This is a genomic window from Blautia parvula, from assembly GCF_020215665.1.
Lineage (GTDB): Bacteria > Bacillota > Clostridia > Lachnospirales > Lachnospiraceae > Blautia > Blautia celeris.
The window spans coordinates 1,168,850-1,188,484 of record NZ_CP084061.1 but is presented as its reverse complement, the minus strand read 5'-3'; the positions used below and the strand labels follow the sequence as shown (position 1 = coordinate 1,188,484).

Sequence of the window (19,635 nt, the reverse complement as noted above, 5' to 3'; positions counted from 1 at the left end):
GCCTCGGAGTTCCCGTGCTGAAAGTCGTCATGCAGGTAAGTGCGGGCGGGAGTTCCCGTTACAGAATCAAAATGAGTGCATCCGGCATTGCGGATGAATTAGAGTGGTACCACGGAAAAATAAGCCCTTTCGTCTCTAAAGTATAGTGACTAAAGGGCTTTTTCTATGCTTTGGCATAAAGCTTTAAGATGCCCGGGCGGGCATGAAAATGAAAACCAGGAGGAATGAAATTATGGCAGTACCTTATAATCATAAGGCGATTGAACAGAAATGGAGAAAAAACTGGGAAGAAAAACCAGTGAACGTAGATGACGGCCAGAAGCCAAAATACTACTGTCTGGACATGTTCCCGTATCCGTCTGGAAACGGTCTTCACGTAGGACACTGGAGAGGATATGTGATCTCTGATGTGTGGAGCCGCTACAAGATGATGCAGGGCTATTATCTGATTCATCCCATGGGATGGGACGCTTTCGGCCTTCCGGCTGAGAACTATGCCATCAAGATGGGAGTTCACCCGGCAAAATCTACAGCACAGAATGTGGCAAACATTAAAAAACAGATCAACGATATTGCAGCCATCTATGACTGGGACAGAGAAGTCAACACCACAGATCCGGGCTTCTACAAATGGACGCAGTGGATCTTTGTGAAAATGTTCAAAGAGGGTCTGGCATACGAGAAGGAGTTCCCCATCAACTGGTGTCCGTCCTGTAAGACAGGCCTTGCCAATGAGGAAGTTGTGAACGGCTGCTGCGAGCGCTGTGGTTCCACTGTGACCAAGAAGAACCTGCGCCAGTGGATGCTCCGCATCACAAAATATGCGGACCGTCTGTTAAGCGACCTGGATAAACTGGACTGGCCGGAAAAGGTGAAAAAGATGCAGTCTGACTGGATCGGAAAATCCTACGGAGCCGAGGTGGATTTCCCGGTGGACGGAAGAGACGAAAAGATCACTGTCTACACCACAAGACCGGATACCCTTCACGGTGCAACCTTCATGGTTCTGGCACCGGAGCACAAGCTGGCTGCTTCCCTGGCAACACCGGAGACAAAAGAGGCTGTGGAGAAATATATCTACGATGCTTCCATGAAATCCAACGTGGACCGTCTCCAGGACAAGGAGAAGACAGGTGTGTTCACAGGAACTTATGCAGTCAATCCGTTAAACGGCGCAAAGGTTCCCATCTGGCTGTCTGACTACGTACTGGCTGATTACGGAACAGGTGCCATCATGTGTGTACCCGCCCATGATGACCGTGACTTTGAGTTTGCCACAAAATTCAATATTCCGATCATCCAGGTTATCGCCAAGGACGGAAAAGAGATTGAAAATATGACAGAGACCTACACAGAGGCCAGCGGCACCATGATCAATTCCGGCGAGTGGAACGGCATGGAGTCTTCTGTCCTTAAAAAAGAAGCGCCTGTCATGATAGAAAAAATGGGCATTGGCAAGAAAACCGTAAACTATAAGCTGCGTGACTGGGTATTCTCCCGCCAGCGCTATTGGGGTGAGCCGATTCCGATCATTCACTGCCCGCACTGCGGAAATGTTCCGGTACCGGAAGACCAGCTTCCGCTGACCCTGCCTGAGGTGGAATCCTATGAGCCTACAGGCACCGGCGAGTCACCGCTTGCAGCCATTGATGAATGGGTGAACACCACCTGTCCTGTCTGCGGAGCTGCCGCAAAACGCGAGACCAACACCATGCCACAGTGGGCAGGTTCCTCTTGGTATTTCCTGCGCTATGTGGACAACAAAAATGACGAGGCACTGGTTTCAAAAGAAAAAGCAGACAAATACCTGCCGGTAGATATGTATATCGGCGGAGTGGAGCATGCGGTTCTCCACCTTCTGTATTCCCGTTTCTATACCAAGTTCCTGTATGATATCGGAGCTATTGACTTTGACGAACCGTTCCAGAAACTGTTCAATCAGGGTATGATCACGGGTAAGAACGGCATTAAGATGAGTAAATCCAAAGGCAATGTGGTTTCCCCGGATGACCTGGTAAGAGACTATGGCTGTGATTCCCTGCGCCTCTACGAGCTGTTCGTAGGTCCGCCGGAACTGGATGCGGAGTGGGATGACAGAGGAATCGACGGCGTGTACCGTTTCCTGAACCGTTTCTGGAAGCTGGCTATGGACAGTCTGGAAGCAGGCGTATCCGAGACAAAAGATATGGTGAAGCTGCGCCACAAACTTGTCTTTGAGATCACACAGCGTCTGGAGAGCTTCAGCCTGAACACAGTAATCTCCGGTTTTATGGAATACAACAATAAACTCATTGAGCTTGCCAAGAAGACAGGCGGCATTGACAGAGAGACCATTGAGACCTTTGTAAAGCTTCTGGCTCCTTTCGCACCCCATCTGACAGAGGAAATCTGGGAGGCATACGGACATGAAGATTCTGTATTCCACGCAGAGTGGCCTAAGGCAGATGAGGAGGCTATGAAGGACGACGAGATCGAAGTGCCGGTACAGATCAACGGCAAGACAAGAGCTGTTATCAGCATCAGCGCGGAGGCATCTAAGGAGGAGGCCATCGCTGCCGGAAAAGAGGCTGTTGCCGATAAGCTGACGGGAACTATTGTAAAAGAGATCTATGTTCCGAAAAAAATAATCAACATTGTACAGAAATAAGACGTTTTGTAATTTGGGACGGCCGGAAGTGATTTCGGTCCGTCCCCCTTTTATGTTTCAGTGTCCATGAAAAGGGGCTTACACCGAAACGTGACTGTGACAGATTTGACAGATAATAGCGCGGGCGGTAAGAAAAAAATCTGAGCCTGCGCTGTTTTTATATTTATATTGTGTTTTTTGCGACAATAAAGTATTATAGAAGTAGTAGAAATTCATTTGGAAAGGCGGAATCGTAATGGGAGACCAGCAGCTGGAATATCTGGAATTTCAGGCAGATGAAGTGCATTATCTCATACCCCTGTCCTGGGTGGACAGAATCAGTGATAGAACGAAAAAAAAGGGAAGAACCGTCCTGATCGACTTTGGCGGGCTCACCAGTCCCGGCCGTGGGGGGACGCAGCAGGAATACCTGATTCTTGCAGATGAGGAGAAGGCAGGATTTCTGGCGGACAGAGTGCTGGGAATGCGGACCCTGGACAGAAGAGCATTCATCTCTCTGAGAGAACCTGCATTAAATGAGACCAACCGGTATCTGGAGGCAGCCGTTCTGCTTCCGGAAGAGCAGGAGGGTGAGGTGCTGGCCTATGTGCTGAAGCCGGAGATCCTGAAGGAGAGACAATGGAAATTATAGAGGTGAAAACCAGGGACAGGGTTCTGTATATAGAGAAAGAAAAGACAGAAACCCTGTTTATGAATCCGAAAATATGGAAGATCCCAGGCGCTGCCGAGGAAATACTGGGTGTTTCTGTCTATAAAGGCCGCCTTGCCGTATACTACCGTCTGGGAAGTGAAAGAGATGCAAAATGCGGAATCCTTATGAAGACACAGAGTGATATGGCTGTGGGGATCGCCGCGGAGCAGGTGGCAGGAGAAGGGGAGATTAACCGGGAAGAATTGACAGAAGTGATACCCGGAATATGGGAGAGAAAAAGTGATTAGGCTGAAAGAAGAAGAATTTGCGGAAATAGTGGAATATATGCGTCAGAATTACGGTATTAATCTGGAAAAGAAAAAGACATTGATCGAATGCCGTATGTCAAAAGAACTGGAAAAGCAGGGTGTGGAAACCTTCGGCAGATATATGGAGCTTTTGAAAAAAGATACATCCGGGACGATTGCCTCCAATATGGTAAGCCGTCTGACTACCAACTATACATATTTTATGAGAGAGCAGGCCCATTTTAACATTCTGCGTGACCATATCCTGCCGGAGCTTTTCAAAAACCACAGCAGAGGGTTTTTAAACGTCTGGTGCGCAGGATGCTCCACAGGAGAAGAGTGCTATACCATTGCCATGATCCTGCAGGATTACAGGGAACGGACAGGGAACCTGATGAATTACAGAATCCTGGCAACGGATATTTCCAACCAGGTGCTGGATAAGGCACGGAAGGGAATTTATACGGCAAAGGAAGCAGAGGCACTGCCGGCTGAGTGGAAGAATAAATATTTCCGGGCAGAAGGCACAAAATCTTACTGTGTGGATGAACGGCTGAAACAGAACATCCGTTTTCAGAACCAGAATCTGCTCTCCCCCGGTATCGGGACAGAACAGTTTGATCTGATCTTCTGCAGGAATGTCATGATATATTTTGACAAGAAAGCCAAAGAGACACTGGTGAAAAAACTGGAGGCCGGTCTGAAACCGGAGGGATATCTGGTGATCGGGCACGCGGAACTTTTAAATCGCGGAGAAATCCAGCTGGAGCCGGTATTTCCTGCTGTATATAAAAAATATAAAGAGAAGCAAAGGTGAGTTTATGGAAAAGAAAATCTTGATCGTGGATGACGCAATGTTTATGAGGAAATCCATCCGGAAAATTTTGGCCGAAGGGGGATATACCAACGTGGAGGAAGCCAGGGACGGCGAGGAAGCACTTGCACTGTTCGGCGAATACAACCCGGACCTTGTACTTTTGGATATCACCATGCCCGGAAAATCCGGTCTGGAGGTTCTGGAAGAGATACTGACACAGGATGCCGATGCATCTGTTGTCATGTGTTCTGCCATGGGCCAGGAAGCTGTGATCCAGAAGGCTGTGGTGATGGGGGCAAGAGACTTTATTGTGAAGCCGTTCAGGAAGGATGAATTTTTAAGGATCGTGGACAGCTGTTTTCCAATAGAGAAATGAAAGGACAGGGCGCAATGAAAAAGTATTTCTCGAATCTGAAGATAGGAACAAAGCTGATTGCTGCCTTTGCCTCTATCCTTGTATTATATATCCTGACAGTTTTGGTGTCTGTGCACACCATACAGAGTATGTCAGAGAAGATGGATGATCTGTATAACCAGCCTTTTGCCAAAGTGGAGGCGTCCATGAATATGGCATCCAACCTTCATCTGGTAGGAAAGAATCTGACCATCATGGCAGCAACGGAAGATATTGTGGATGAAGATGCCCTTATGGCTGAGACGAAAGCGGCGATCCAGGAGGAAGCAAAGGACCTGGAGTTTCTCCAGACAGGATACGGCAGTGATACAGCCCAGGTCAGAACACTGGGCGAACAGTTCAGGGAGCTGGGCATTCCGAGAGACCAGATCATAACTCTGCTGGAACAAGGAAAGTCTGAGCAGGCGCTTGCTCTGTATGTAAGTGAGTATATGCCGAAGATGGACAAGGTAAACGATACGCTCAACAAATTGACAGGTGAGTGTGTGAACGATGCGGAAGATACACTGAACACTTCCCTTACCTCCAACACCAATGTCAGGTTTATGATCCTGGGACTGGCACTTATCTGTATTCTGATCACCTGCGTTCTGTGGCTTACCATAACGAGAAGCATTTTAGGACCGGTCAATGAGATAAAAAAGGCAGCGCAGGCTGTGGCAGACGGGAAGCTCAAGGCAGATTTGTCCTATACCTCCGATAACGAGCTGGGACAGCTGGCAGAAAATATCAGGGAGACCACGAAGGCCCTCAATATCTATGTATCGGAAATTAAGACAGGTATGACTGCCCTTGGCAACGGAAAACTGAACTACCGGACCAAGATAAAGTTCAAAGGTGACTTTGTAGCTCTGGGGGACGCTCTGGATGAGATCGGAGGTCTTCTGCGCAATGCCATACAGCAGATCAGCGGCAGTGCGGAACAGGTGGCCGGAGGCGCGGAGCAGGTATCCAATGCTGCCCAGGCCCTGGCGCAGGGAACATCCCAGCAGGCCAGCTCCATTGAAGAACTGGCTGTCAGCATCAATGAGATCACAGAGAGCATCAACGGCAACGCGGACAAGGCGGTCAAATCAAGCAGACTGGCAGATAATGTGGGATGCAGTCTGGAGAGCAATGACCAGCAGATGCGAAGTCTGCTGGATGCCATAAAAGAGATCAAGAACAATTCCCGGGAGATCACCGGAATTGTTAAGGAGATTGAGGATATTGCCTTCCAGACCAATATCCTGGCTCTGAATGCGTCTGTGGAGGCCGCAAGAGCAGGAGAGGCCGGAAGAGGATTTTCCGTGGTTGCCGGGGAGGTGCGCCGTCTGGCATCCAAGACAGCGGAGGCATCCAAGCTTACAGCCGGTCTGGTGGAGAAGAATACAGAGGCGGTCAATGTGGGAATGAATACGGTCCACTCAACAGCGGAGTCTTTGAAGACATCGGTTGAGAAGGCACAGGAAGTGAACCGGATGATGGATGAAATCTCTGAGCTATCCGTACAGCAGGCGGAGGCGATCATGCAGGTGCGCAGAAGTATGGATCTGATCTCTGATATTGTGCAGGGCAATTCCGCCTCCTCTGAGGAGAGTGCGGCTGCCAGTGAGGAGCTGTCTGCCCAGGCTCAGATGCTGAAGGAACTGGTGGAACAATTTGAGATATGATGGATAAAGGGGAACAGAATGGATTGTGAAGTGGAATTGGAGGAACTGTCTGAGGATTTTATAAAGGAGCTGGGAAACATCGGAACCGGAAACGCGGTCAGTGCCCTTTCACAGCTTCTGAACTGTCCGTTGGAGATTGATACGCCCAATCTGCGTATACTGCCTTTCCAACAGATAACGGAAATTATTACGGAAGCGGAAGTACCGCTTGCCGGGATCATGGTGGAGGTCTTCGGGGAAGTGAACGGTATGTTTCTCTTCCTTCTGGATGAGACCTTTACCGGTCAGGTGATACGCCTTGTGCTGGGAGACACGGTATCTGACTTTATGAACCTGACGGAGATGGAGGAGTCCCTGCTCCTGGAACTGGGGAATATCATGTGCGGCTCTTATATCAGAGCCCTTTCACAGCTCATGAATGTAGAGATAGATGTATCGGTTCCCCAGATAAGCATAGATATGGGCGGCGCCATACTCACAGCCGCCACGTCACGTTTTTTAAGAACAAGCGATGAACTTTTAATGATAGACAATTTGTTCTGTATGGATACCGATACTTTTTCGGGGCGTATTCTGTTCCTTCCGGAAATGGAATCTCTGCATGTTCTGCTTCGGAAACTTGAGGAGTTATGAAATGGATAAAATTACAGTAGGTATTGCCGAGGGCAGAATCGCCTTCAGAGGGCAGACGCTGGTCACCTATGCACTGGGGTCCTGTGTGGGCATCTGCCTGTACGACAGCAGAATAAAAATAGCCGGAATGGCCCATATCGTGCTGCCGGACGAGAACAGCGCTACCGTAAAAAGTAATCCCTATAAGTTTGCCGGAAGCGGGATATCTGCACTGGTTATGGAAATGCAGAGACACGGTGCCGATAAGCGGAGGCTGACAGCGAAGATCGCCGGCGGGGCTAAAATGTTCAGTACCGGCCGCTCCGCCTGGGATATCGGGGAGAAGAACGCCGCCGCTGTCAGGCAGGCGCTGCACGCGGCAGGTATTCGTATCCTGGCGGAGGACACAGGTGCCAATTACGGAAGAACCTTGGAGTTTTGTGCGGATGACGGCATTGTCCAGGTGAAAACGGTTAGAAGAAAAACAGTAATATTATGATATGATAAAAGCTATGGGAGGCAGATATGGATTTTAATGGTAAGAATATCGTTCTGGCTGTGGATGACAGCCTGATGGTATGTAAACAAATTCAGACAGCACTGAAGGATGAGCCTGTTTTTCTCTGCGAGGCACACAATGGGCAGGAGGCTGTGGATATGGCGATGCAGTATCAGCCGGATCTGATCCTTTTAGATGTGGTGCTCCCTGATATTGAGGGATACGAACTGATCGGAAAATTAAAGGAAGTGGGGCAGGAGGAAGCAGCGGTTCTTTTTCTCACCTCAAAGGATAAAGACGAGGATGTGGTGAAGGGCTTTTCCATGGGCGCCTGCGACTATATCAAGAAGCCATTTGCCACTGCGGAGCTGCGGTCCAGGGTCCACGCTCATCTGGAAATGAAAAAGCAGAAAGATATGCTGAACAGACAGAATAAAGAGCTGCTCACCAATATGGAAAAACTGAACTTTATGGCCTTCCGGGACGGTCTTACCGGTCTGTATAACAGAAGGTATGTAGTCGGCAACCTCATGGAGGACATGAAGGACCACAATGCGGAGAAAGCCACAGAAGTTCTCATTATGGCGGACATTGATGACTTTAAGCGGATCAATGATACATATGGCCACGATGCCGGGGACGCGGCACTTGTGTGCATTGCCAACATTTTAGAGGAGCAGTGCAGGGAACACAGGGTCATCCGGTGGGGCGGGGAGGAGTTTCTCATTGTACTTTTCGCTGTCACGGAGGAGGAGGCTTTTGAGATCAGTGAGCGTATCCGAAAGGAAGTGGAGGCATTCCGGATCTACCATCCGGACGGGGAATTCTCCTGCACGCTGACTTTGGGACTTCACACCTACCAGGAACCTGACAGGATAGAGGACAGCGTCAACTGTGCGGATAAGGCACTTTATTACGGCAAACGAAACGGAAAGAACCGCAGTGTCTGGTACAAGGACATACGGTGAGCGGTGATCAGATATGGGATATTTCGATGCGGATGCGGAAGAAATGCTGGAAGTGTACCTTTTAGAGACACGCCAGCTTATGGAACAGTTAAACGGAGTTTTGCTGGAGGCGGACAAGAATAAGACGTTTTCAGAGAAGGATATCAATACGGTTTTCAGGATCATGCACACCATTAAAAGCTCCTCTGCCATGATGGGACTTCACGCCCTGTCAGGCATGGCGCATAAACTGGAAGACCTTTTTTCCTACTACAGGGAACAGAAGGGGGAGATCAGCCGTATAAAACCGGATTTGTTTGACCTTTTGTTCAAGGTATCTGATTTTGTGGAGAGCGAGTTAAAGCAGATGCCGGAGGAGAGTTATGCCCCAAAGGATACAAATGAAGTAGAGAATAAGATAGCGGAGTACCTGAAGAGCCAGGAGGAAAAGCCTGAGGCTGAGCTGCCTGCTGTCCCGGAACAGACAAAGGGGGAGGCAGAGGCAAAAGCAGAGAAAAGAGCAGAGCCTGTGCAGGTGGGAATCCCTGAGATATTCTTAAAGAAAAGCGGTGTCGTCATACGGATCCGTTTTGAAGAGGGCTGCCGCATGGAGAATATCCGCGCGTTTATGATCGTGAGGCAGATCGGAAATCTCTGCAGCAGTGTGGAGAGTTATCCCCAGGATCTGGAAAAGTCCCAGCAGGGAGCGGAATATATCAATAAAAACGGAGTTTTCATCCGGTTTGAGAGCGACAAAAAAGAGGAAGTTCTGGAAGCGGTCAAACGCGGACTTTTTGTAAAGGATTATGAAGTCCTAAGGGATGAGGTGAAGAAGCCGGAGCCGAAGGTGATCAAAAAATCCCCCAAGGCAGACAGCCTTGCCGAGACAAAGGAAGTTGAGTTCCTCAATGTCCGTACAGACCGGCTGGACCGGCTTCAAAACCTGTCGGGAGAGCTTTTGATTCTGATGCTGACACTGGACGAAGAGTTAAAAAGCCACGGAATGGATGATGTCAGGGAGGGGACTGCCTATCAGGTCAACCGCCTGATCGAGGAGATGGAGCGCACGGTCATGGAGATGCGCATGGTTCCCGTGTCAAAGGTCATTCCCAAGCTGAAGAGGATATTAAGGGATATCTGCAGGGATCAGGGAAAAGAAGCGGAACTGATCGTGAACTGCGGAGACATTGAAGCAGATAAAAGTGTAGTGGACTATGTCTCGGAATCCCTGCTCCATATTATCAGAAACGCGGTGGATCACGGCCTGGAACATCCGAAAGAGCGGACAGCGGCAGGCAAGAACCCAAAAGGAAGCATTACCTTTAATGCGGAAAACACCATAGGCGAGCTGATGATCTCTGTCGCGGATGACGGCAGGGGCATAGACCTGGAAAAGATACTGGAGAAAGCCAGAGAAAAACATCTCATCACAAAACCGGAGGAGGAGTATGATCCCCAGGAGATCCTGGAGCTTATTTTGACGCCCGGTTTTACCACCAACGAGGAGGTTACGGAGTATTCCGGACGTGGTGTGGGCCTTGATGTGGTGAAGAATATACTGGAGGAGGCGGGAGGCCATCTGTATATCCAGAGTGAGGCGGGAAAAGGCAGTACCTTTACCATCACGCTTCCCCTGTCTCTTGCCACCATTGAGTGTACCAGGTTCCGGGTGGGAAAATGCCGTTTTTCCGTTCCCTCCAGATATGTGCAGCGCTTTTTGAGCTATGAGGAGAACAGAGATTATATACACCTGAGGAACGACAGGAAGTATATTCTGTATGATAACCGGATGCTCCCCCTGGTGGATTTAAGAGAGGCTTACCAGATAGAGGGAGAGTATCCCGACACAGCCCTCCTGGTGTATGTCAAGAGCGCCAAGCGGGAGGGAGTCATCATCATTGACTCCATGTATGAACAGAAGCGGATCGTGGTAAAGCAGCTTCCCGCCCTGTTCGGCCCCGGCTTCCGAAGACATACGGGCATCAGCGGATGCAGTATCATGGGAAACGGCAAGATCTGTGCTGCTCTTGATATTGAAATCCTGATTGAAAAATTCACAAAGGAGGCAGTCCATGAGCGAGAATGAGATCAATGAAATTCTTTGTTTTCCCGGCAGCAGGAAGAATTATGCGGTGGACTTTTCCTGTGTGGTGGAGATCAGCTATGATTTTAAAATATCAAAGATTCCCTGCATGCCCCCGGATTTTGACGGGGTGTGCAGCTACAAAGGTGCCATGATACCTGTCATAAGGATAGAAGGGGAGGAGAGTCTTCCGGAGACAGACAGCGAAGAAGAGAGCCGGGTGATCGTTGTGATCGTAAAGCACCAGAAATATTTTCTGGGTATCCGTCTTTCCAAAGAGCCGTATATCATCTCCTATACCGCTGCGGACAAGATAACCAACCCCCTGGGTGTGGCAGCTTCTGACCGATGGAAAGAAAAAGGGCTTTACCGGTACGACCAAAAATTATTCTCCGTCATTGATGTGGAGAAGACGTTGGAGGGTATGGTCTTCTATCCATGACGGGAGGCTCCGTGTGAACCGTAACCTATGATGCACCAACAGAGAAAAAACAGGCTCTGTTGGTGTTTTTTTATGTTTTTTCTTATGATATAATGATAAAAAGCCTGGGCGGCATGAGAAAAGAAACTGCGCAAGCGGCAGTGGAGGGAGCAGCCTATGAGGAATCTGCAGAATACGGAAAGACCGGCAGAAGAACGGAAGGAAAAAAGTAAAGAAAGACTTCGGGTATTTGCTCTTTATCTGATACTGGCAATGGTCATTGTGCTTCTTATCTGGATGAATAAAGAGACTGCGTCCAATACCATTGGCTTTGACAATGAAAATGTATACGCCCTGGCGGAGGGCTGGAGCATGCAGTACGGCGGAAAGACCTTGCAGGTAGCACTTCCCCTGGACAGCAGCGCAGAAGCAGAGGAGCCTGTCACCTATACAAGGATTCTGGAAGCACAGGACTCCTACTGCAATATGATCATGTTCCACTCCTCTCATCAGCGGATCAAAATATATTTGGACGGGGAACTGCTCTATACCTTCGGATATGGACAGAGTACCCCGGTACACTCCTCTGTGGGCAGTGCCTGGCAGTATACCCGCCTTCCGGAGGACTGGGAAGGAAAGGAACTGCGGATTGAGACCAGGGGTGTGTATGACTCCTATTCCGGCAACCAGGAGATCGTATATCTGGGGACAAAAACGTCCCTTGTCTTCATGGTGGCAAAGCAGAAGGTTGTCTCTCTTCTGGTGGATCTGTTTTTGTTCATTATGGGCGTGCTTTTGATCATGAGCAGCTTCTTCTTCAGGGAGTCTCATACTGTGGGCAGAATCCGGTATCTGGGAATCTTCGCCATTGTGACCAGTACATGGATTCTGCTGAAGTCAGGCGTGGGGCAGCTTTTCACCGGGAACATATTGATGAGTATGAACATTCTTTATCTGCTGTTCGGACTGATGCCCATTCTCACCATCAGTTTTCTTCTGACCTTTGACAGCTTTTTAAAGAGCCTGTTTATGAGGGGACTCTACTGGTTTTGTGTTGTCTGTTATTTTGTCATGCAGTTTCTGCAGTTTGCGGACGTGACAGATTACACCAGGATGGTGTCTGTGAATCACATAAATTTCCTGCTGATCGTACTGGGAATGGCAGGTATTTGTATCCGAAAAAAGGCAAGGGGGGAGAAGATCGAAGACCTGTCGGTCTTTGTAGCCTGCTTTGCGTTTGCAGGATTCGGAGCTGTGGATATTTACCGGTTTTATTTTGAGAAGACCATGCAGAGCAATGTGGGATTTACACAGGCGGGATTGATCTGCTTTGTCTGTTCCCTGGGATACTCTGTAGTCAAACAGTCCTCAGAGGAACAGACGCAGATCATTGAGAACAAGACGCTGAAAAAGATCGCTTACCTGGATATCCTTACGAATCTGCCAAACAGAACCGCTTTTGAGAATCAGATGGAAAAATACAGGACAGGGGATGCAGACAAGAGACCGATCGTGATGATCGTGGATCTGAACGGCCTGAAGGAGATCAATGATACATATGGACACAAGGCAGGTGATGTGGCTATTATCCGCATTGCGCAGCTTTTGGACCGGCATTTCGGACAGCCGCTCCACACATATCGAATCGGCGGGGATGAGTTCTGTGTTCTGGCGGAAGGGGAGAAGGATGAGATATTCAGGCAGCGCATCCGGCATTTTTTAAGTGATGTAAAGGAAGCTGACAAAGAGTACGCATTTACCTTTTCCGCTGCTTACGGATATGTAAAAAGCGGAGAGGAAGGGATTGACAAGGCGTTCATCTGCGCGGATAAAAAAATGTACATCTGCAAGATGCAGATGAAGCAGGAACGGACAGAAGAGGAAGCGTGAGGGGCGGCAGGAGGAGCATATGGATTATAAAGAAGCATTTCACATATTGGGAACAGAGCCATCAAAGGACGAAGCGTGTATCAGGCAGGCTTACCGGAGACTTCTGGCGGACAACAACCCGGAAGACAATCCTGAGGGCTTTAAGAGGCTGCGCCGGGCATATGAGACGGCAGCACAGTATTCCCGCACTGAGAAAGAGGATACGCAGAAGCAGGAGGCACAGACAGAGACAGATCTCTGGATGGAGCAGGTGGAGGCAGTCTATCACTCCTTTTCCCGGAGGATGGACCCGGAATGCTGGAAAGAACTGCTTCGGGCAGATGTGTGCCAGAGCCTGGCAGACGCGGAGGAGGTCAGGGAAAAACTCTTCGGGTTTTTGGCTGTACATTTCAGGCTTCTGCCGGATATCTGGAGGATACTGGACCGGCATTTTCTTATCGAGGAGGAACAGGCAGAGTTTGAGGAGCATCTGCCCGCGGAATTTGTCCGGTATATGTTAAGCCAGATACACGGGGAGATACATTTTCCCTATGAATATTTTGAGGGCAGGGATGACGGGGATTATGATACCTGGACAGCCACTTATTTTCAGCTCTATGAGGCCGTGGAGGAGGGAAATACAGAGCGCGCCGAAGAGCTGTTAAAGAGCATGGAGGCACTGGAGATCTGTCATCCCCTGGCTGAGATGGAGAAGGCCAGGATCATGATGCTGAAAGGGGAAAAGGAAAAGGCTTATGAGACGGCGTCCCATCTTCTGGAAAAGTACCCGGATGAGATTAGGATCCTGATTCTCGGAGGGGGAATTCAGTGGGAATACGGAGATTTGGACCGGGCGGCTGCGGCCTATGAAAAGATACGCAGCCGTTTCCCGGAGCACTTTGTGACCAATCTTCGCCTGGGGAAATATTATGCGGGAAAAGGCCGGTACAAAAAGGCAAAGGAATGTATCAGCAGTGCCAGCCGCGTCAACTCCCGGGACCCGGAGATGCTGGAGTGTTTAAAAGAGATAAACACCCGTCTGATCGCAGAGTACAAAGAAATGATCAGCCGGCAGGCAGCAGGAACAGAGGATTACATTGAGCTGGCCTGGTGTTATCTCCAAAATGAGGAGAATGAGGCGGGAATCGCCTGCCTTACCGGTGTGACGCCGGATATGAAGAATGAAACCGGCTACCACAGTGTGCTGGAACGGCTTTATTTTGCGGCAGGCATGCCGGAAAAGTCTGAGGAGGAGGGAAATGCCTGGATACAGAGCATCCGCAGGGAGGAGCCGTCCCTTTCCGAGGAGGAGAAGCTGCGGGTACCGGAGCGGATCGCAGCGGCTTACTACATTATGGGCCGGGCCTGGATGCAGACCGGGCAGCAGGATGAACATGCGCTGAAGCTTTTGGAGACCTCCATTGCCTTTTATGATCAGAACGCGGATACCTACCTGCAGAAAGCACTTCTTTTGAACCGGATGAAGTTAAGCCGTGAGGCCCGTGAGGCCTGCGACAGGCTTCTGGAGCTGGAACCGGAAAATTTCTGGGGGTATGTGAACCGGATGGAGGCGCTGCTGGCCTTAAAAGACGGGCAGGGAGTCATTCATGATTTTTATGAAGCCAGGAAAATATTTGCAGCTTATCCGCCCTTATACGAGATGACCGCAGAGGTCTTTGACAGTACAGGGCAGTATGAGGATGTGCTGGATATCATGAAACAAGCAGAAAGTGCAGAGATTTCCACACCAAAGCTCTCCCTTTTCCGCCTGCGCGCATGCAGCCGGCTGGCAGAGACAAGAGCCGACGCGGAACAGGTTTTGGATGACGCAGCTTCTCTTCTTGCCCAATTGGAAGGCAATCCGGAAAATGGTAAAATCCGGGCGGAGATTTACGCGGAATCTGCCCGTCTGCAGAATAATATGGGCGACGGAAAAGCAGCGCTTGCGTATATCAACAGAGCTTTGGCAGAGGATAACCGGCCTTTTTTTAAATGGATGAAAGGGAATTTTTTATATGAACTGGAAAAATATCAGGAGGCACTGGAGGTTCTTATGTCCTGCGAGACGGCGTTTCCCGAGGGGGATATGGTCATGTTCCGTATCGGGGAGTGTTTCCATCGTCTTGGACAAATGGAGCAGGCGGCTGCCTATCTGAAAAAGACCCTGGAGATTGACCCGGAAAACGGGCGGGCGAACTGCAAGCTGGCGGAAATCTACAGGGACCTTCTGGAGGAGAAGGAAGACCCGGCCTTTTACGGGAAAGCGCTTATCTATGCGGACAGGCAGATTCAGCTGCAGCCTGAGGCATATTACTATGTGGAGCGGGGACTGCTTCACATGGCCTGCGCCTATTACTGCAGGGCAGTGCATGATTTTGAGGAGGCACTGCGCCTGGAGCCTGAGAATGTGTATGCATACAACAATATCTGTGTCTGCCTCAGAATGATGGGGGAATATGACAGGGCGGTTGAGGCCGGGAAAAAGGCGGAAGCGCTGCTGAAAGAGGAGGACATGGTCCGTGTGTACGGCAATCTGGGGGACTGCTGTATGGAAACCGGATGTCTTGCTGAGGCGGAGGCATATTATCTGAAACACCAGAAACAGTTTCCCAATGGACGCTCTCCGAAAGAATCCCTCATCGAGGTATATATAAGGCTCGGGAACTTAAACGCAGCCTTTTACTGGATCGGGCAGGCCTATGACAGGGAACAGGAGGTGCTGTACCGAAAGGCCCAGGTTTATTATAGACTGGGGGAGGGCGGCAAGGTGCGTATCTGTCTTCGGGATATCCAGAAGGAGAAAACGTATTCGTGCAGGGCAAAGCTTTTGGCCGCATACAACGCCTGCTATCTTCTGGAAAAGAACCGGGAGGCGCTGAAGCTGGCAAAAAGTGTTCTGAAGGAGGCAAAAGCCGGCTCTTCGGAATATTTCCAAGCAGGTTTTCTGGCGGCTGAGATTTATATGAGAACCAAGAAGCCGGCAAAGGCGGGTAAGACAGCAGAGGCGCTTTTGGCTGTCTGGCAGTCAACGTTTGGGGAGGCGTCCCTGATCAAATGGAAATACCGGAGAAAGCGTCTGTACGAGCTGGGGCTTCTCTGCCTCTTTACCGGCAGGACGGAAGAGGCTTTCAAACAGGCAGAGCTTATGGCGGATGCCCCAAAATGTGAAGATGTCTGCTGCGGGCAGCAGGGAGGAATGTGTGCGGAAGCCCTTCATCTCATGGCCCTGATCTGTGAATTTACGGGGGAGAGGCAGCAGGCCTTTGACTACTACGCAAGACTCAAAGAAAGCGGTTTTCTCAACATACAGGCAGATTACGGGTGCAGAAGGATGTAGTGACAGAAAGGAACAGAAGAATTGATAATTGGAATAGATTTGGGTACAACAAACAGTCTGGCAGCATATTTTACGGAAGACGGGCCGAGAATTATCCCCAACCGTCTGGGCAGGCATTTAACGCCGTCCGTGGTGAGTGTGGATGAAAATGACCAGGTATTTGTGGGAGAGACAGCAAAGGAACGTGGTTTTTTATATCCGCAGATGACTGCCTCTGTCTTTAAGCGCGATATGGGAAGTGACAGGAAGTACCGGCTGGGAGCAAGAGACTTTACGGCCCAGGATCTGTCTTCCTTTGTTCTGCGTTCCCTGAAGGAGGACGCGGAGGCGTTCCTTCAGGAAACCGTGGAGGAGGCGGTCATCAGTGTACCCGCGTATTTTGATGACAAACGCCGGAAGGCCACGAAGAGAGCCGGGGAGCTGGCAGGTCTGAAAGTAGAACGGATCATCAGCGAGCCAACAGCCGCAGCCATTGCCTACGGACTGTACGAGAAACAGAAAAACACAAAATTTCTGGTATTCGATCTTGGCGGCGGAACCTTTGACGTATCCATCCTGGAGCTGTTCGAGAATATTTTGGAGGTCCGGGCAGTGGCAGGAGACAACTATCTGGGCGGTGAGGATTTCACAGAGCTGCTGGTGCAGCATTATATGGATAAAATGGGGCTGAAGCTTACAGCGCTGACACAGAAGACCCTGGGACAGATCCGCAAGCAGGCAGAGGCCTGTAAGCTGTCCTACAGCCGGGCAGCGTCAGGAACCATGAACTGCAGAATAGACGGGGAGGAAAGGCCTCTTGCGATTACCCTGAAGGAATACGAAAAGATGTGCGAACCGCTTCTTGCAAAGATCAGGAAGCCGGTACAGAGAAGCCTGTCAGATGCCCATGTAAAGCTGTCGGATATTGATGAGATCGTGCTGGTAGGCGGGGCCACCAGACTTCCTGTTGTGAGGGATTTTATTATCCGCATGTTCAAAAAATTCCCTGATACAGCCATGAATCCTGACGAGGCGGTGGCTCTGGGAGCTGCCATCCAGGGAGCCATGAAGGAACGGCAGGAGGCAGTCCGGGAAGTGATTTTAACCGATGTGTGTGCCTTTACGCTTGGAACAGAGGTGTCTGTGCGGCTGGAGGACGGCAGGATAGATGAGGGGCATTTCTGTCCGATCATAGAGCGGAATACAGTGATCCCGGCCAGCCGTACGGAGCGTTTTTATACCATGCACGATGATCAGGAACGTGTCCGTATCTGTGTTCTGCAGGGAGAGAGCCGATATGCGGAAAACAATCTCCTTTTAGGAGAACTGGATATTGAGGTGCCGAAGAACAAGGCCGGGGAGGAGAGTGTGGATGTGACCTACACCTATGACATCAACTCGATTTTGGAGGTGGAGGTATGCGTCACATCCAGCGGACAGAAGCAGCGCCGGATCATTAAGGGCCGTGAAAATGAAATGACGGACAACGAGATCGAAGCCCGTATGAAGGAACTCTCCTACCTGAAGATCCATCCGAGAGAGCAGGAGGAGAACCGTCTGCTGCTTCTGAAAGGGGAGCGCCTTTATGAGGAAACTGTGGGTGAGAACCGGCGGCGGATGGAATATGAGCTGCAGAAATTTGAAATGGTGTTAAATACCAGAGACCGGGGTAAAATAGAAGAAGCGGCGAAACATTTTTCGCAGATAATGGAAGAAGTAGAAGAAGATAATCTATAAACCCGGAGGTATGAAAATGGGACAGAAACTATATGCGAACGGAATCATCCTGACAATGGAAAAACAGATGTACGCGGAGGCGGTACTTGTAAAGGACGGCAGGATAGCGGCAGTGGGAAGAAAAGCGGCTGTGGAGGCTTGTGCCGGTGCGGACACAGAACGGGTGGATCTGGAGGGGCGGACCATGATGCCCGCCTTTCTGGATGCTCACAGCCATTTTATGGCCTGCGCCAACGGGGAACTGCAGATTTCCCTGGATGGTACCAAAAGTTTCCGGGAAATTGCGGAACGGGTGCGGGAATATATCGCTGTCAGGCATGTGGAGAAGGGGAAATGGCTGACAGGAAAGGGATATGACCACAATTTTCTGGAGGAGAGATCCCATCCTGACAGACACCTTCTGGATGAGGCAGCCCCGGACAATCCCCTGGTGATCACCCACCAGTCCGGCCATATGGGTGTCTTTAACACAGAAGCACTTCTGCGTCTCGGCATTTCCATGAATGGAAATGGGGCGGTACAGGAAATACCGGGAGGAAAGATTGCTGTGCAGGACTATATCCCCACAGGATATATGGAGGAGAACGCCTTTGTGGAGTTTCAGAAAAAGATTCCGCTTCCCTCACCGGAAGAATTTATGGATGCTGTGGAAAAGGCACAAAAGAGATACGCCTCCCATGGGATCACCCTGATCCAGGAGGGACTGGTGGTGGATGAGATGCTTCCTCTCTATCAGAAAATTGTGGAGTCAGGAATCCTGAAGCTGGACGTGGTGGGGTATCTGGACATGAAAGGTGCCGGAAAATTTCTGGAAGCTATGGGGAAACACAGAGAGGGATTCCTCCGGCATTTTAAAATAGGGGGATATAAAATCTTTTTGGACGGCTCGCCTCAGGGCAGAACAGCCTGGCTTAGAATGCCCTATACGTCAGGGCCGGAAAAAGAGGGATACCGGGGATATCCGGTACACACAGATGAGGAGGTCTGCGCCTTTGTGCGCCGTGCTCTGGAGGAACACATGCAGATCCTGGCCCACTGCAATGGGGACGCTGCCTGCGGACAGTATATCCGTGTTTTCGAGAAAGCTGCCGCCGCGGAAGGAAAGACGCTTCCCGCGGATATTCGTCCGGTTATGATACACGCGCAGCTTCTCGGACTTGACCAGATACCAAATGTGAAGGCCATGGGAATGATACCCTCCTTCTTTGCCGGACATGTGTACCACTGGGGAGATATCCACGCAGATAATTTGGGCATGGAGCGGGCTTCCCATATAAGTCCGGCAGCTTCCGCCGAAAAAGAGGGCATTGCCTATACCTTCCACCAGGACGCCCCTGTCATTGAACCGGATATGCTGGAGACCGTATGGTGCGCTGTAAACCGATGCACAAAGAACGGAAAAGTACTGGGCAGCAAAGAGCGCATCTCTGTGACAGATGCGCTGAAAGCAGTCACCGTGAACACGGCATACCAGTATTTTGAAGAGCGGGAGAGAGGCAGCATCGCCCCGGGCAAGAGAGCGGATTTTGTGATCCTGTCTGAAAATCCGCTGGAAAAGGACAAAATGCAGATCCGGGATATCCGGGTGCTGGCAACGATAAAGGACGGGGATGTCATTTACCGAAGGGACACCCTCTGACCCGGAACCTTTTGTTTCTGTCTGTGATTACCCGTCAGACCC

General features: G+C 50.2%; 15 protein-coding genes and 1 other annotated feature (1 of these 16 running past the window's edge). All 15 genes read left to right on the top strand.

What is annotated here, in order from left to right:
• Positions 1-140: a binding site (T-box leader), on the top strand; it begins 91 nt to the left of the window's first position.
• 92 nt (positions 141-232) lie between these two features.
• The 15 genes from leuS (at position 233) to LC508_RS05620 (ending at position 19,593) form a co-directional block, all read left to right on the top strand.
• Positions 233-2,647 carry a leucine--tRNA ligase gene (gene leuS, locus LC508_RS05690; RefSeq protein WP_054351214.1) on the top strand — a complete coding sequence of 805 codons (2,415 nt, stop codon included), beginning with the start codon at positions 233-235 and terminating at the stop codon, positions 2,645-2,647.
• 235 nt (positions 2,648-2,882) lie between these two features.
• Positions 2,883-3,278 (top strand): hypothetical protein, encoded by a 396-nt coding sequence (locus LC508_RS05685; RefSeq protein WP_054351215.1) that lies wholly within the window; start codon positions 2,883-2,885, stop codon positions 3,276-3,278.
• Entirely contained in the window at positions 3,266-3,586 is a 321-nt protein-coding gene (locus tag LC508_RS05680; RefSeq protein WP_103730954.1) for a hypothetical protein, read from the top strand. Before LC508_RS05685 ends, LC508_RS05680 begins: the two co-directional genes overlap by 13 nt.
• On the top strand, positions 3,579-4,403 hold the full coding sequence (locus LC508_RS05675; RefSeq protein WP_054351217.1) for a CheR family methyltransferase: 825 nt from the start codon (positions 3,579-3,581) through the stop codon (positions 4,401-4,403). Before LC508_RS05680 ends, LC508_RS05675 begins: the two co-directional genes overlap by 8 nt.
• 4 nt (positions 4,404-4,407) lie before the next feature.
• A complete protein-coding gene (locus LC508_RS05670) occupies positions 4,408-4,779 on the top strand; it encodes a response regulator (RefSeq protein ID WP_033140337.1) in 372 nt (123 codons plus the stop codon).
• Positions 4,780-4,793: 14 nt separating this feature from the next.
• On the top strand, positions 4,794-6,470 hold the full coding sequence (locus tag LC508_RS05665) for a methyl-accepting chemotaxis protein (protein ID WP_054351240.1): 1,677 nt from the start codon (positions 4,794-4,796) through the stop codon (positions 6,468-6,470).
• 18 nt (positions 6,471-6,488) lie between these two features.
• Positions 6,489-7,103: a chemotaxis protein CheC gene (locus tag LC508_RS05660; protein WP_033140336.1), complete on the top strand. Its 615-nt coding sequence runs from the start codon at positions 6,489-6,491 to the stop codon at positions 7,101-7,103.
• Position 7,104: 1 nt separating this feature from the next.
• On the top strand, positions 7,105-7,581 hold the full coding sequence (locus LC508_RS05655; RefSeq protein ID WP_054351218.1) for a chemotaxis protein CheD: 477 nt from the start codon (positions 7,105-7,107) through the stop codon (positions 7,579-7,581).
• 26 nt (positions 7,582-7,607) lie between these two features.
• Entirely contained in the window at positions 7,608-8,549 is a 942-nt protein-coding gene (locus LC508_RS05650) for a GGDEF domain-containing response regulator (protein WP_103730953.1), read from the top strand.
• Between the two features lie 13 nt (positions 8,550-8,562).
• A complete protein-coding gene (locus tag LC508_RS05645; RefSeq protein WP_033140333.1) occupies positions 8,563-10,614 on the top strand; it encodes a chemotaxis protein CheA in 2,052 nt (683 codons plus the stop codon).
• On the top strand, positions 10,601-11,053 hold the full coding sequence (locus tag LC508_RS05640; RefSeq protein WP_103730952.1) for a chemotaxis protein CheW: 453 nt from the start codon (positions 10,601-10,603) through the stop codon (positions 11,051-11,053). The genes LC508_RS05645 and LC508_RS05640 overlap by 14 nt, the downstream gene beginning before the upstream one ends.
• 156 nt (positions 11,054-11,209) lie before the next feature.
• A complete protein-coding gene (locus tag LC508_RS05635; protein WP_054351220.1) occupies positions 11,210-12,922 on the top strand; it encodes a GGDEF domain-containing protein in 1,713 nt (570 codons plus the stop codon).
• 19 nt (positions 12,923-12,941) lie between these two features.
• A complete protein-coding gene (locus LC508_RS05630) occupies positions 12,942-16,238 on the top strand; it encodes a J domain-containing protein (RefSeq protein ID WP_103730951.1) in 3,297 nt (1,098 codons plus the stop codon).
• A 21-nt stretch (positions 16,239-16,259) separates the two neighbouring features.
• A complete protein-coding gene (locus tag LC508_RS05625) occupies positions 16,260-17,954 on the top strand; it encodes a molecular chaperone HscC (RefSeq protein ID WP_033140329.1) in 1,695 nt (564 codons plus the stop codon).
• Between the two features lie 16 nt (positions 17,955-17,970).
• Positions 17,971-19,593 carry an amidohydrolase gene (locus LC508_RS05620; RefSeq protein ID WP_103730950.1) on the top strand — a complete coding sequence of 541 codons (1,623 nt, stop codon included), beginning with the start codon at positions 17,971-17,973 and terminating at the stop codon, positions 19,591-19,593.
• Positions 19,594-19,635: the final 42 nt, after the last annotated feature.